12 protein-coding genes and 1 tRNA gene are annotated in these 14,520 nt (G+C 61.2%); 12 read left to right on the forward strand and 1 reads right to left on the reverse strand.

All coding sequences use genetic code 11. From position 1 onward, the window contains the following. Positions 1–380: 380 nt before the first annotated feature. The 5 genes from RQ593_RS07325 to RQ593_RS07345 all read left to right on the forward strand — a co-directional run bounded on the left by RQ593_RS07325 (position 381) and on the right by RQ593_RS07345 (position 6,395). Positions 381–1,253: a phage holin family protein gene (locus RQ593_RS07325; RefSeq protein WP_294625200.1), complete on the forward strand. Its 873-nt coding sequence runs from the start codon at positions 381–383 to the stop codon at positions 1,251–1,253. Positions 1,254–1,548: 295 nt separating this feature from the next. Continuing rightward, positions 1,549–2,754: a glycosyltransferase gene (locus RQ593_RS07330; RefSeq protein ID WP_049341676.1), complete on the forward strand. Its 1,206-nt coding sequence runs from the start codon at positions 1,549–1,551 to the stop codon at positions 2,752–2,754. A gap of 109 nt (positions 2,755–2,863) precedes the next feature. Beyond that, a tRNA-Ile gene (locus tag RQ593_RS07335) sits at positions 2,864–2,937 on the forward strand. 235 nt (positions 2,938–3,172) lie between these two features. Beyond that, on the forward strand, positions 3,173–4,177 hold the full coding sequence (locus RQ593_RS07340) for a hypothetical protein (RefSeq protein WP_070847205.1): 1,005 nt from the start codon (positions 3,173–3,175) through the stop codon (positions 4,175–4,177). A gap of 10 nt (positions 4,178–4,187) precedes the next feature. Further along, complete coding sequence (locus tag RQ593_RS07345) at positions 4,188–6,395, forward strand: flagellar motor protein (protein WP_311450224.1); 2,208 nt, start codon at positions 4,188–4,190, stop codon at positions 6,393–6,395. 125 nt (positions 6,396–6,520) lie between these two features. Here RQ593_RS07345 and RQ593_RS07350 read toward each other — a convergent pair whose 3' ends face one another. Further along, complete coding sequence (locus RQ593_RS07350) at positions 6,521–7,192, reverse strand: M23 family metallopeptidase (RefSeq protein ID WP_246827277.1); 672 nt, start codon at positions 7,190–7,192, stop codon at positions 6,521–6,523. A 446-nt stretch (positions 7,193–7,638) separates the two neighbouring features. Here RQ593_RS07350 and rpsB point away from each other — a divergent pair, with 446 nt between their 5' ends. The 7 genes from rpsB to dxr all read left to right on the forward strand — a co-directional run bounded on the left by rpsB (position 7,639) and on the right by dxr (position 14,363). After that, positions 7,639–8,436, forward strand: a complete 798-nt coding sequence (gene rpsB, locus RQ593_RS07355) for a 30S ribosomal protein S2 (protein ID WP_005508818.1) — start codon at positions 7,639–7,641, stop codon at positions 8,434–8,436. 153 nt (positions 8,437–8,589) lie between these two features. Further along, entirely contained in the window at positions 8,590–9,420 is an 831-nt protein-coding gene (tsf, locus tag RQ593_RS07360) for a translation elongation factor Ts (protein WP_005508816.1), read from the forward strand. Between the two features lie 195 nt (positions 9,421–9,615). After that, entirely contained in the window at positions 9,616–10,359 is a 744-nt protein-coding gene (gene pyrH, locus RQ593_RS07365; RefSeq protein ID WP_005507067.1) for a UMP kinase, read from the forward strand. A 295-nt stretch (positions 10,360–10,654) separates the two neighbouring features. After that, positions 10,655–11,212 (forward strand): ribosome recycling factor, encoded by a 558-nt coding sequence (frr, locus tag RQ593_RS07370; RefSeq protein ID WP_311450225.1) that lies wholly within the window; start codon positions 10,655–10,657, stop codon positions 11,210–11,212. 6 nt (positions 11,213–11,218) lie between these two features. Further along, positions 11,219–12,127: a phosphatidate cytidylyltransferase gene (locus RQ593_RS07375; RefSeq protein WP_311450226.1), complete on the forward strand. Its 909-nt coding sequence runs from the start codon at positions 11,219–11,221 to the stop codon at positions 12,125–12,127. 201 nt (positions 12,128–12,328) lie between these two features. Continuing rightward, positions 12,329–12,916 carry a hypothetical protein gene (locus RQ593_RS07380; RefSeq protein ID WP_005507072.1) on the forward strand — a complete coding sequence of 196 codons (588 nt, stop codon included), beginning with the start codon at positions 12,329–12,331 and terminating at the stop codon, positions 12,914–12,916. Between the two features lie 121 nt (positions 12,917–13,037). Next, entirely contained in the window at positions 13,038–14,363 is a 1,326-nt protein-coding gene (gene dxr / locus RQ593_RS07385) for a 1-deoxy-D-xylulose-5-phosphate reductoisomerase (RefSeq protein ID WP_303983269.1), read from the forward strand. The last annotated feature ends 157 nt before the right edge of the window (positions 14,364–14,520 follow it).

Consider the following 14,520-nt stretch of genomic DNA (forward strand, 5'->3'; position numbering starts at 1 on the left):
GGGGGGGGGGGAGGGGGGGGGGGGGGGGGGGGGGGGGGGGGGGGGGGGGGGGGACAAAGATGGCCCACCACGCAAAATTGTGAAGTCTAACGCACAGAAAAGTTCAGCGTACCCACACACGCCGCACCCGCCTCCCAGACACAGCGGGGGAGTGCCCCTCCGGCATCCTCTCGCACCTACTCCAGAGCAAATCCACAGGCGCAACCAAACCCAGATTGCTACGCCCGCAGCTCAATACAGACCTCAGAAAGTCGAAAATACCTGAAGAGATAGCGCAAACCCCCGTTCAAACGGTCACGCGGGGGTACCATAAGGGGCTAAACTATAGGAGGTGGAGTGCGAAAAAGCAGCCTCCAAAAACACGTCACGGAGAGGTGGTCATGACCACTACTACTAATCCCAAGGCACCCAAGCGTTTCTTTGCTGGCATCAGCGGGATTAAGTCCGGCGTCGCGAACATCATCGACGCTGGCAAAACCTTCAAGACCCTCGGACCCAGCCAGGTCAAGGACGAAATCCAGATTGCAAAGCACGAGCTGAAGACCAAGGGCATCGCCGTTGGTAAGGGCGCAGCCTTCTTCGGCGTCGCAGCAGTCTTCGGTCTGTTCCTGATTATTGCGCTGGTCGCCGCAGCAATCCTCGGCCTCGGCACCGTCATGCCCTACTGGGCATCCGCGCTGATCTTCGCCCTCATCTTCCTCATCGTCCTGGCAATTTGCGCACTGGTCGGTCTGAAGAAGGTCAAGGCTCAGTTGCCGTTCAAGCCCGAATCCGCAATCTTCGGTCTGCTCTTCGACCTCGGCGTACTCAAGGAAGGTACCGCCATGTCCGCTGAGCGCCTGAAGAAGGAACAGGCAGAGCGCGCCGAGCAGAAGGCTAAGGAAGCCGAAGAGGCAGCAGAACGCGCCCGTAAGGAAGCTGAAGAGCGCAAGGCACGCGGTGAGGAAGAGCCCAAGCCGCCGACCTTCGAAGAGCTCAAGCAGCGCACCGCAGAGCGTCGCCAGCACCTGGCAGCCCTGCGCGACGACCTGCAGTCCTACACCGGCGACGTTCAGTCCAACACCCAGCAGGCTCTGGATGCACTCAAGGCAGTGCCCTCCGAGGTTGCTGCAGGTGCAGCAGCTACCGGCCGCGGCCTGGCAGAGAACGTGCGTAAGCCCGAGGTTCTGCAGGCACGCTGGAAGTCCTTCGCAGCACTGGGTGCATCCATTGCAACCGTCCTGCACTTCCTGAACCGCCTGGTACGCCGCTAAAACCGGCACAAGGGTTTAACGCCAAGCATCCAAACGCCCCGATATTCGTATCGGGGCGTTTGTGCGTCTACGGGCAGGTTCCGGGCGTCTGTCTCAACGGTTGGTTTAGAGGTAACTCCCAGCCAAAGCCGCCCGCCACAAGTCGGAGAAGGACGCAGCTCACAGGTAGAATAGACAAGTGCTGTACGTACTGGACCCACCCGGTGCACGCGGCAGACAGAGGTAGAAGCGGCGCACCGTCGCACCCGAAACCCCAAAGTCACCGACATACTACACCCCGATGAGGAGCCCCGTCATGGAACAGGCAAAGACGATTCTGATTGGCGCAGAAACCTACCCGCCGGACATCAACGGTGCAGCACAATTCGGTCACCGCCTCGCCACTTCCATGCTCAAGCGCGGCCACTCCGTACACGTAGTCGCCGCCAGCCCCATCCCCGGCCCCAGCTACCGCACCGAGGTTGAGGGCGGTATCGTGGAGCATCGCCTGCGTTCGCACCTGCCCCCGACCCACGAGACGAACCGCATCTGCCTGCCCTGGGAGATCTGGTCCGAGGTCGGCGCGATTCTCGACGAGGTCCGCCCGGATGTGGTGCATGTGCAGTGCCACTACATCATTGGTCGCGCCCTGATTTTCCAGGCAAAGCGCCGCGGTATTCGCGTGATCGCAACCAACCACTTCATGCCCGCGAACCTGGATCCGTTCCTGCCCTTCCCCTCTCCCGTGAAGCGCGTGATTGAGAAGGCGACCTGGAAGGATATGCGTTTCTGCTTCTCCAAGACCGCGGTCGTTACCACCCCCACTCAGATTGGTGCGGATGCGATGCGCGACCTGGGTCATTTTGACCGCCCGGTCATGCCGGTTTCTAACGGTATTGAGATTAGCGACTACGAGCTGGCTGAGGGCGCGGATGCCGGTAAGGTTCCCGGTGAGCTGCGTATCGCCTTCGTGGGTCGCCTTGCCGAAGAGAAGAATGTGGACGTGCTCATTGAGGCGCTGTCCCTGCTGCCCGATACCCTCGAGCACGTGGTGCTGGATATCGCCGGTGGCGGTGAGCTACGTGAGGCACTCGAACAGAAGGCGCACGATTGCGGTGTGTCCGACCGCGTGATTTTCCGCGGCTTCGTTCCGGATGAGCATCTGCCCGAGGTGTACCAGATGGCTGACGTGTTCTGCCAGCCCGGCACCGCTGAGCTGCAGTCTCTCGTCTCTCTGGAGGCGATGAGCGCCTCCACCCCCGTGGTGCTCGCGAACGCGCTGGCTCTGCCGCACCTGGTGGAGGATGGCGTGAACGGCTACCTCTTCGAGCCCAATAACGCACAGGATTTGGCGAAGAAGCTGGAGGCTGTGCTCTCCCTGCCCGCCGCCGAGCGTGAGCAGATGGGTCGCGAGTCCCGCCGCATCGTGGGCTTCCACAGCGCTGAGAACACCTGGCGTACCTTCGAGGAACTGTACGTGAGCGACGCTCCGTACCAGCGTTACCTGGATTCGCGCCGATAAGCTTCTTTAGGTGCTGAGTAGTTGATTGAGCGTTTTTCGTTCTCAGTCGCTGTTCAGGTACTCTAGAGGATGGTGCTGGCGCCCATTGCGCGCCGTCACTGCACCGGATGGGGAGTTAGCTCAGCCGGTTAGAGCAGGGGACTCATAATCCCTTGGTCGCGGGTTCGAGCCCCGCACTCCCTACGGCCCCGCCCGTCGACTTCACCCACTTGTCGGCGGGCGGGGCTTTTTCGCGCCCTATTTTCGTGCATGGAATGCATCAACGGTGATGAAAATGGGTAAATGACGAACGAAGACGCATCATAGTTCTCGATAGGGTAGGGTTGAAGGGTCTTGTCACGAAAGGCAGGGCGATGCTGCCGGTAGGTGCCGATTCTGCTGGCGGTGTTGCTTCCACACACCATACGAGAGGATCTCAATGTCGGAGAACACTCCCAACAACCCGTCGCAGGGTGTAGCCGGAGGCTACGGCTACGACGCCGGCGCACACCCCGCGCAGGACGCTTCGCTTCCGGGCCAGGCTGCTCAGCCGAGCCAGCCCGTGCAGTCGAGCCAGCCCGTGCAGTCGAGCCAGCCGGGTAATGCTGCTCAGCCTGCCGCACCGGTAGCACCTCAGCAGCCCGTTCAGCCTGAGCCCGTTCAGTCGCAGCAGGCGCCCCAGCCCGGTACTGCTCAGCCCGGTGCTGCGCAGCCGGGTCAGCCCGGCCAGGCAACCTATGCGCCGAGCGCACCGCATCCGGCGGTGAAGGCACTGGGTGCTACCTGGAACGCGTTCTTGGACGTTTTCTCCAGCAACCCGGCGACCGCGCACGCTCGCATCTCTTCCGCAGGTGCGTGGGGTTGGATTGTTCCCACGACTCTGCAGGCGCTAGTGGGCGCGTTCTTCTTCAGCCAGCTGGTAATTCTGGCGGCGGTTGTCATGATGTCCATGTTGGGCTACATGTTTGGTGGCCGAAGTGGTGCCGCCTACGGTGGTGCCTACGCCGCACAGGCTGTGCCGACCGGACGCATGATTCTGGCGTACGTGCTGATGGCTCTCGCCATCTTCGGCGTGCAGGTTCTGCGCGGTGTGCAGCTGCAGCTGACCGCGCGCATTGGCAAGGCGCCGGCGTCCTTCACCGCGAGTATGCACGCTGTGTCGGTGTCTTCTCTGGTGCTGATTCCTTCGTTCCTGCTGCTGAACCTGCTCGTGTTCTTCTTGCGCCTCACCCGTAGCGGTGACGGCGCGTTCTTCCTGACCATGCTCATGGTTCTGGTGCTTGCTTTTGCGGTGTTCTCGGGTGAGGCTCTGACCTACCTGGGTCTGAACCGTCTGGGCCGCTTCGCGAAGTCCCCGATTATCATGCACGCGGCGCTGAGCACCGCATGGGTTCTGGCATCCATGGTTGTTTACTACGTGGCTATTCGCCTGATGGGAGCCTAGAATGCACGCGATGACTCATACCCCGGCTGCACCGGCTCGTCAGCGCTGGATGTTCCTGGCGGTTCTGCTGACCATTGCAGCGCTGATTCTGAGTGCCTGCAGCGCGAAGATTGAGACCCAGCTGGGTCTTGAGAGCGCCGAGAAGGGTACTCGTACGATTCTGGTTTCCTTCAACGTGAAGGATAACCAGGACAAGGTTAAGGGCGGCACCCAGGCGCTGGATGCGTCCGTTCGTAAGCACCTGCCCGAGGGCATGGAGTACGAAGGTATTCAGTCTGAGGGCGAGAAGGCTCGTGCGACCTTCAAGGTCTCCTTCTCCTCCGTGGACGAATACCACTCCAAGGTGACCTCTCTGCTGAAGGCTTCGGGCTCCGACATCAAGCCGCAGATCAGCATCGTCAACTCTGACCAGGGCCTGGTGCAGGGTATTCAGGTGAAGGAAAACTTCAGCTCGGGCGACCTGCTGGGCTGGCTTCCTGAAGCTCTGGTAGTGGACGGTGTGGTGTCTGCATCCAACAAGAACAGCGTTCTCAGCAGTAGTGATGAAACCACTGTGAAGTTTGGCGAGAAGGAAGTGAAGAACTCCGGTGGGTCTAAGATTTCCGCTAAGGATGTTCAGGACCGCGGTTTCCGTAACGTCATCCTTGATGTGAAGGAGAAGGACGGCGGTTATGACGTCGCCATCTCCTTCGTTGCGAAGGAAATCATGAACACCGAGACCGCCGCTGCGGTCGATGCCTACCTGAACCAGGTCAAGCCTGAGGGATCCGAGCTGAAGAAGGGTCTGGAATCCTCGCAGGCGAAGGCATACGCCCCCTCCGCGTCGACTGCCAGCGCCAAGGAAGAAGTGGGTCGTACCCTGACCTTTAGCGCTTCTTCGATTGAGGATTTGAGCAACGGCCTCAAGAAGCTGTTTGGTGCGGGTAGTACTGATCTCTCTGCCAGCCGTGAGGTAGTGGCGAAGGATCACAACTTCACCGTTCAGAAGAAGATTTCGGGCCTGCTGGACTGCTCCCTGCTGTGCTCCCCGAGCGGTGACGGTCTGACTCTGACCATCATGGACACCAACGATAAGTCCTACATGGTGGACCCCGAGGGTCGCGCTAGCTCCTCCCGTTCTGGCGGTAGCAACACTCTCATCGCGGTTGACCGTGTTTCTTCGCGCCAGATCGAGATGAAGAGCATGAAGGTCGCTACCTCCCTGGGCCTGGACGGTTCCATGGAAGCGCGTTTCCTCTACGCATTCCCGACCGAGGATGTTGCGGGCGCTGAGCAGAAGCTCAAGGACGTTTTCGCGGGCGGCGGCGATGACGAGACCGAGGTGCGCCAGGACAGCGACTCCACCATCGTGAGCGTGAAGGTTCGCGGTAAGGACCAGAACGAGTTCAACCAGCGTCTGGACGCATACCTGCCCGACTCGAAGGTAACTGTCACCCGCCCCGGCGGCTACCACCCCTTCGGTTCCGACTACACAGTGACCCCGGAGATCAAGCTCTCTGCGAAGCTGGGCAACTACTACTCCGCTCCCTTCGAGTTCACTTTCAAGGCTCCGACCTTCTCCTCGCTGGATCAGCAGAAGGTAGATGCCGCGAACAGCCTCGCGAAGAACTCTCAGCACGTGCAGCTCACCGTCAACGGTGGCGAGCTGAGCGTCAAGACTGACCGGGGTGTCAGTACCACCTCCGGTCTGACTGTTCCGGCTTCCGGTCTGAGCCTGACCGACGTAATCGTGGACGCGGTTATTGTGGGTCTGCTGCTGCTCATCCTGGTTCTGCTCTTCCTGTTCCGCAAGAAGATCGCGGCGGCTCGTGCGAAGGGCCGTGAGCGTCGTGCCGCTTCGGCTGCTGCACTGGGTGCAGCTGCGGGTGTTGCGACCGGTTACGGCGCAACCCAGGCTGACGCACAGAATGGTTACCCGGCACAGGGCGGCTACGCTGCTCAGCCCGGTTACCAGGCACAGGGCGGCTACCCGGCGCAGAACACCGCCTACGCTGCGGGTGACGATTCGCCGACTCAGGTATTCACCCCGCAGCACGGCCTGAACTACGGTGAGAATGAACCGACCAAGGCAATGCCTGCGTACGATGCGCAGGCCGCGCAGACCGCACAGCCTGCACAGCCGGTTCAGCCTACTCAGCCCACCCAGCCCGGCCAGACTGCTCAGCAGCCTGTACAGCCGAACCAGTTTGGTGCTGATGACGGTGACGTCCTCCAGTAATCAGCTGTCTCTAGCACCTACGCTAGTGAGCACAACTTAGGCTGGCTCCTGTGGCCCGTTGCCTCCTTCTTGGGAGGTGACGGGCCACAGCTGTATCTGCGGCTCGTCTCCATTAGTGTCTGTTCCTAATATCCGCCCGGCACGGGTAGCAGAATGCTTGGTTCCTTCGAGCCCAGCAGGCTCATGGGGTTGATGTACTCGGCGTCCTTGCCGCTGCCGTCCCCGCGGGCGCCTCCCTGGCGCACACCCCAGTACAGGCACGGAGTGGAGCACCGCCGGTAGGGGTGCTCACTGTCGCCGCCGGAGGTTGTAGCGACGGTGCCGATGACCTCACCGGCTGCAACGGTGGTGCCGACCGGGAGCGCCTCATCCATAGGTTCGAAGGTGCTGCGCCGCCCATCCGGATGCGCAATGACCAGCACTTTGCGGTTGACGACCGTGCCGCTGAACACCACTTTGCCGGGTGCCGGTGCGTAGACGCGCCGGTCGTGTTCGGGCACGGCGAGGTCTACGCCGCGATGCCCGGCACTCCAGCGTTGGGCGGGCTTCTCAAAGGGATGGATTACCCGCGGTCTGGAGGTGGCGGTGGGGGAGCGGTAGCGTAGTCGGCTCGCGGTGAGCTCAACGGTGCCGGAATCTGTTACCTCCGCGACGGATGCGCCGCCGTCTGCAAAACCAGTCCAGCCCGTAACGCCCCTCCCGCCCGAATAATCCTGCCCACCCGCACTCACAAGCGCGCCCAGCAGGCAGCACGCCACCAGCATTACGCGCCGCAGCGAGTTCTCTAAACTTTTCATGTTCTGCTTCATCTTCTGAGCACATCACGAATTGCCTCGCCCCGCAGCGCCTCACGAAAAATTGTGGATAACCCCGCCGTTTTCGCCTTAAAATCCTTTATCCACAGTGCCCCCGCACACACCCGAACCGCCCGCACAGGTTTTAACCCCGACCCGGCGGATTAATCGCGGAATATACGGTACAATGTCGTATTGCAGTGTGCCTGCGCGGGTATTCTCCCTCATCGAGGGATTCCGCACAGCATCACTGACGACGCGCGGCGTGAGCGGCATCCTCACTGGGGAGCCGATAAGGGACCTTCGGTCCACCCACACGGGGTGGTTAGGGCCTGAGCTGAACGGGTTACCGTGAATGCTAATCGCCGCCAGGAAAAACTGATAACTACTATGCGCGCGTTGGGCTAGCCCGAATGGGAGGTCCGCGCGGCACCACAAAAGGAGACGACATGCCCGTCGTAACTATGCGTGAAATGCTGGACTCCGGCGTTCACTTCGGTCACCAGACCCGCCGTTGGAACCCCAAGATGAAGCGTTTCATCCTGACCGAGCGCAACGGCATCTACATCATCGACCTGCAGCAGTCCCTCGCCTTCATCGACAAGGCATACGAGGCTGTTAAGTCGACCGTCGCACACGGTGGCAACATCCTGTTCGTGGGTACCAAGAAGCAGGCTCAGGAAGTTATCGCTGAGCAGGCAACCCGCGTGAACATGCCCTACGTGAACCACCGCTGGCTCGGTGGTATGCTGACCAACTTCAGCACCATCTCCAAGAGCATCGAGCGCATGAAGGAACTCGAGCAGATTGACTTCGACGATGTAGCAGGTTCTCGCTACACCAAGAAGGAACTGCTCCTCATGCGTCGCGAGTTCGAGAAGCTCGAGAAGACCCTCGGCGGTATCCGCAACCTGTCCAAGGTTCCCTCCCTCCTGTGGGTTGTTGACACCAAGAAGGAGCACCTGGCAGTTAACGAGGCTCAGAAGCTGGGCATCCCCGTTGTTGCTATCCTCGACACCAACTGCGACCCCGACGAGGTTGCTTTCCCGATCCCCGGTAACGACGACGCTATCCGCTCCGTCAACCTGCTCACCCGCGTGATTGCTGACGCAGTGGCAGCCGGCCTGATCGAGCGCAACGCTAAGAAGAACGGCAAGGCTGAAGCAGCTGAGGAGCCCATGGCAGCTTGGGAGCGCGAGCTCCTGGAGCAGCACGAGGCTGCACAGGCTGAAGAGGCTGCTAAGTAAGCTTTCTTAGCCCACTAAGCTTTATGCTTTGTGGCCCCCGCCTGCGGGGACCACGTTCGGACGGCGCCCGCCCTGACCTGGGCGCGGCGCCGTCCGCCATTTGTACCACCGGGATGTCATCCCGATTTATTACAGCAACACAAGGAGTTCACAATGGCGAACTACACCGCAGCAGACATCAAGGCACTGCGCGAGAAGACCGGCGCAGGTATGCTCGACGTCAAGAAGGCTCTGGACGAGGCTAACGGCGACCAGCAGAAGGCTGCCGAGATCATCCGCGTTAAGGGTCTGAAGGGCATCACCAAGCGCGAGGGTCGCGCAACCGCTGAGGGCCTGGTAGCTGCACGCGTTGAGAACGGCGTTGGCTACATGATTGAGGTCAACTCTGAGACCGACTTCGTGGCGAAGTCCGACCCCTTCATCGCTTTCGGCCAGAACGTGCTCGAGGCTGCTATTGCTGCTAACGCTTCCACCCTGGAAGAGCTGCAGGCTGCATCCTACGAGGGCAAGACCGTTGAGGAGCTGACCACCGACGCTGGTGCACTGCTCGGCGAGAAGATCGTTGTCCGCCGCGTTGCACGCGTTGAGGGCGAGAACGTTGCAGTTTACCTGCACAAGACCTCCAAGGACCTGCCGGCACAGGTTGGCGTTCTGCTGGCTGTCTCCGGTGAGAACACCGACGAGATCGCACACGACGTTGCAGTTCACATTGCTGCAATGAGCCCCAAGTACCTGGATTCCGAGTCCATCCCCGCAGACCAGATCGAGACCGAGAAGCGCGTTGCTCGCGAGACCGCAATCGCTGAGGGCAAGCCCGAGAAGATTCTGGACAAGATCGTTGAGGGTCGCCTGAAGGGCTTCTTCAAGGAGAACACCCTGCTGGATCAGGACTTCGCAAAGGACTCCAAGAAGTCTGTCGCACAGGTTCTGTCCGAGGCTGGCGCAACCGCTACCGCATTCGCACGTTTCCGCGTGGGCGCATAAGGACTCGCTGCAGTTCTGCCCTCCCGTATTGCGGGTTCCCGGTAAGGGAAATCGTATGAGGTTGGGATTATAGCCTGAAGCCGGGTAGTCACCACTGGTGGCTATCCGGCTTTGCTGTATCCTTGATAAGGACTAGGCGGCAGGAGTCCGCCCCAATCACCCATAACAATCCCTAGGTAAGCCACTGGAGGAACCATGACTGAAGCGAATCCCCGCCCGATGCACCGTGACGAGACCGGCCGCCGCCGCGTTTTGCTCAAGCTTTCCGGTGAGGTTTTTGGTGGCGGTGAAGTCGGTATTTCTACCGAGGTCGTGCGCAGCATCGCTAAGCAGATCGCCGCAACTGTTGGCGAGGTTGAGACCTCCATCGTGATTGGTGGCGGTAACTTCTTCCGTGGCGCTGAACTCTCTCAGGCGGGTATGGATCGTTCCCGTGCAGACTACATGGGTATGCTCGGCACCGTGATGAACTCCCTGGCTCTGCAGGACTTCCTGGAGCAGGAGGGTATTGACACCCGCGTTCAGTCCGCTATCACCATGCCGCAGGTTGCTGAGACTTACATTCCTCGCCGCGCGATTCGCCACATGCAGAAGGACCGCGTCGTGATCTTCGGTGCTGGTGCGGGTCTGCCCTACTTCTCCACCGACACTGTGGCTGCTCAGCGCGCCCTGGAAATCCACGCAGATGAGGTTCTGGTCGCTAAGAACGGCGTGGACGGCATCTACACTGCTGACCCGAACAAGGACCCCAACGCTGAGCGCCTGTACAACCTCACCTACGATGAGGCTATGCAGCGCAACATCCGCGTGCTGGATCAGACCGCGTTCTCCCTGTGCCGCGACAACAACGTGACCATGCGCGTGTTCGGTATGCAGGGTGAGGGTAACGTGACCCGCGCGATTCTGGGCGAGAAGATGGGTACCCTCGTTACTCGCTAACGCCTAATTTTCTAGGCCGGGGCATGTTTGATGCCCCTCTGATTGTGACCGTGCTCGATAGCGCGGACTTATTCTGGACGGTACCGCGCGGGTAGGCGCTAAAACTCGCTTATGCCCGCCGGTACCGTCTAGACTTATATCAAATACGACGTTCTGCCTCTTTCCCATCGACTTCGCGGTATCCTTACGGTTTTCGCCTCGGATGCGCCGCGAACCGGTAGGGAAATCATGAAGGCTGAACGCGCACCCACCGACAATTCTGGTACCCCAGAATACCGACAAAGGAGATCCTTTCGTGATCGAAGAAATCCTTGCCGAAGCCGGCGAGAAGATGGAAAAGACCATCGAAGCAACCAAGACTGAGTTCGCTAAGGTTCGTACCGGTCGTGTGAACCCCGCAATCTTCAGCGGCCTGACCGCCGAGTACTACGGCGCACCGACCCCGCTGCAGCAGCTGGTGTCCTTCAACGTTGAGGACGCACGTACCGTCAAGATCGTTCCCTTCGACGTGACCGCACTGGCGGCTATTGAGAAGGCTCTGCGTGACTCTGACCTGGGTGTTAACCCCAGCAACGACGGTGCAGCTATCCGCGTTGTCATGCCCGAAATGACCGCTGAGCGCCGTAAGGAATACACCAAGCTCGTCAACAGCAAGGCTGAAGAGGCTCGTATCTCCATCCGTAACGTTCGCCGCCACGCTAAGACCGCTATTGACAAGCTGGTCAAGGACAGCGAAATCGGTGAAGACGAAGGCGCGCGTGCTGAGAAGGAACTGGACGCACAGACCAAGAAGCACATCGACCAGGTCGACGCACTGTACAAGCACAAGGAAGCTGAACTGCTCGAGGTCTAAACCCTAATGAGTACACGCAAAGAAGCGAAAGAAGAGAGAGGCGCACAGCCGGCTCCACAGCAGAGCCCGCAGACGGCGGTAACCCCCGTGAAGTCGCGTAGCGCCAAAGCAGGCCGTAACCTGCCCGCCGCCATTGGCGTGGGTGTTGGTTTCGGCGTGCTGTTGGTGCTCGGTCTGATCTACCAGCCGATTTTTGTGGCGATTGCAGCTGCTGCGGCTGGCCTGGGCGCCTGGGAGATTGGGCACGTGCTCAACACCCGCCGCGGCTACGGCATCCCGGAGTATCTGCTCGGTGGCCTGTCCGGCGCGATTGTGGCGGTGTCCTACCTGTTCGGTTTTACCGGTCTGGGCATCGCCCTGGCGGTGAGCCTGCTGGTGCTGCTGCTCTCTTCTGCTCTCGTGCGTGCTGACCGTCAGGTCTCACTGGGTAAGTCTTTGAGCGGTAGCGCCCTCGCCCTGCTGTGGGTGCCGCTGATGCTGGGCATCGCCATGGTCTACTTCCAGACCGACCACGGCGAGCGCGGCGTCCTCATGATTCTGCTGATGGCCATCTGCAATGACACGTTCGGCTTTATTGCCGGCGTGAATTGGGGTAAGCACCCGATGGCGCCGAAGATCTCCCCGAAGAAGAGCTGGGAGGGCCTGGCTGGCTCCTTCGTCGGCTCGGCGGTGGTTGGCGCTATCGCGTTGGCGGTCATGGGTTCGCCCTGGTATTGGGCTATTCCGCTGGCTGCGGTCATGGTGGTCGCTTCGACTGCCGGTGACCTGGTGGAGTCCGTGTTCAAGCGCCGTATGGGTGTGAAGGACATGTCGAATATCCTGCCCGGTCACGGCGGCATGATGGATCGCCTGGACTCTATTCTTTTCGCCGCGGCGGCTGGTTGCCTGATTTTCCGGTTTATTATGCCGCTCTAAAGCTTCAAGCTTTATTGCTCGGAGGCGGGGCGTTTCTTCCCACAGGTGGGGGAGGGGCGTCCCGCCTTTGCTGTATCCGCTTTCGCTGTACCCGGTGAATAGGGGCGTAAAAGGCTATATCTAAGACACCGCCCGCCAACCTTGCACCAGGTAGCCTGCGCATTGGTATTCTTAAAGTTCAATCGTCGAGAGGAGCCCACTTTGGCAAGCACCACCCACGGAGGCGGATTTGCCCGTGCAGGAGAAACCGAACCCGGCTACAAGCGCAGTGAAGTAGACCGCCTGTTCACCCGCCTCGCCGAGGACTACGAGAAGCTCAGCGGAGCCGCCGAACTACCCGAAGACCTCTACACCTCCCGACGAATCCGCCAGGTCGTCTTCCGTGAAGAACCCGGCGGCTACCAGCTGGATGTGGTCGACCGCGCCCTCGAAAAGATTGAGGAACGCTTCGCCAAGCTTGAACGCAGCCGCTACATTGAGGCGTACGGCCTGGACAACTGGGAACGCTCCCTCGTAGAGACCGGCGAGCTGCTCGCTGGCCGCCTGGAACGCCCTGCCGGTGAGCGTTTCCGCCGCCCCAGCAAGCGCCGCCACATGGGCTATTTCGTCGGCGACGTGGACGCCATCTGCGACCGCGTGTACGCCCAGCTCAACAGCGAAGAGCCGCTGGACCCCTCCGTGGTGCGCCACGCAAAGTTCCGCCCCGCCTCCGGCACCGTCAGCTACGAAGAATCCCAGGTGGATGCTTTCCTGGACCGCTGCATTGAGCTGCTGCAGGATCTGCTCTAAAACGTGAAGTGTTGAATCCCCCGCCCCGTATGACAGGGTGGGGGATTCTTCTATGCCGAGGACAGCCCTAAACGCAGACGTATGCCCGAACGTACCCGCGAGCTCATGAGACACTAGAACCATGAAGTTTGGATCCTCAGCACGCGTCGGCGGCAGCCGCGACCGCCTCACCGACGCCCTCACAGAACTCACCCGCGCACCGCAGCGCGTCACCCTCCTCGGCTCAACCGGCTCCATCGGCACCCAAGCCATGGAAGTCATCGACCACCTCGCCGCACTCAAAGGCACCAGCGCCTCCGCCGCCGACGCACCGCTGAAGGTCGTCGCCCTCTCCGCAGGCTCCCGATCCCTCGAACTGCTCGCACGCCAGGCAGTGCACGTGCGCGCCGAACTGGTCGCCACCAGCGGCACCGCAGAAGACGCACAGCGCCTCCGCGAACTCATCGAAGCGGCAGCCTCCGAAGCAGGAGCCACCGGCTACACCCCGCAGATCGCCCACGGCGCCGAAGCCTCCGTACAGGCGGCAGCGCACCCGGCAGACACCGTCCTGAACGGCATCACCGGCTCCATCGGCCTGGAACCGACCCTCACCGCCCTCAACAGCGGCTACCGCGTGGCACTCGCCAACAAGGAATCCCTCATCGCAGGCGGCCCGCTCGTACGCGCCGCCGTGGACGCATCGCCCCTGGACACCCCCATGGTGCCCGTCGACTCGGAGCACTCCGCCCTCGCGCAGGCGCTCGCCTCCGGAACCGACGCTGAAATTGACCGCCTCATCCTCACCGCATCGGGCGGCCCGTTCCGCGGCTACAAGCGCGAACAGCTGCACGACGTGACCCCGGCGCAGGCGCTCGCACACCCCACCTGGGACATGGGCCTGGTCGTCACCACCAACTCGGCAACCATGGTCAATAAGGCACTCGAAGTGCTTGAGGCACACCACCTGTTCGGCGTGGACCTGGACCGTATTGAAGTGGCAGTTCACCCGCAGTCCATCGTGCATTCCATGGTGCAGTTCGTGGACGGCTCGACCATTGCGCAGGCGTCGCCGCCGAGCATGGTCCTGCCCATTGCGCTGGGTCTGACCTGGCCGCACCGCATCCCCGGTGCTGTGCCCGCATGTGACTGGTCGAAGGCGGCATCCTGGACTTTTGAGCCGCTGGACGAGGAAGCATTCCCCGCCGTGCGCATGATTAAGGACGCCGGTAAGGTCGGCGGCACCCACCCGGCAGTGTTCAACGCCGCCAATGAGGAAGCCGTGGCGGCATTCCACGCGGGTGCGATTCGCTTTACCGATATTGTCGATTCGGTGGCGCGCGTGCTGGAGGAGCACACCGGCAGCGCTGAGGCTGTCTCTGACGCTGATTTGACGCTGGAGGCTGTGCTGAACGCGGAGCGTTGGGCTCGCGTTCGTGCGAATGAGCTGCTGGGTATGACCGGCAACTAAACGGTTCTGTGGGCGGCACGCATTTCTATGGGATGGGGCGTGGAGGGGCTGGTGTTCGTCCTCGTTCCTACAGGGGCACCCGCCCTCGCTTCGCTTCGGGCACCCTGATGTCACGTTCGGACGACACCGCCCCTCCACACACACGCTAGGCTACCGG

The sequence above is a fragment of the uncultured Rothia sp. genome, assembly GCF_963507905.1.
Taxonomy (GTDB): Bacteria; Actinomycetota; Actinomycetes; order Actinomycetales; family Micrococcaceae; genus Rothia.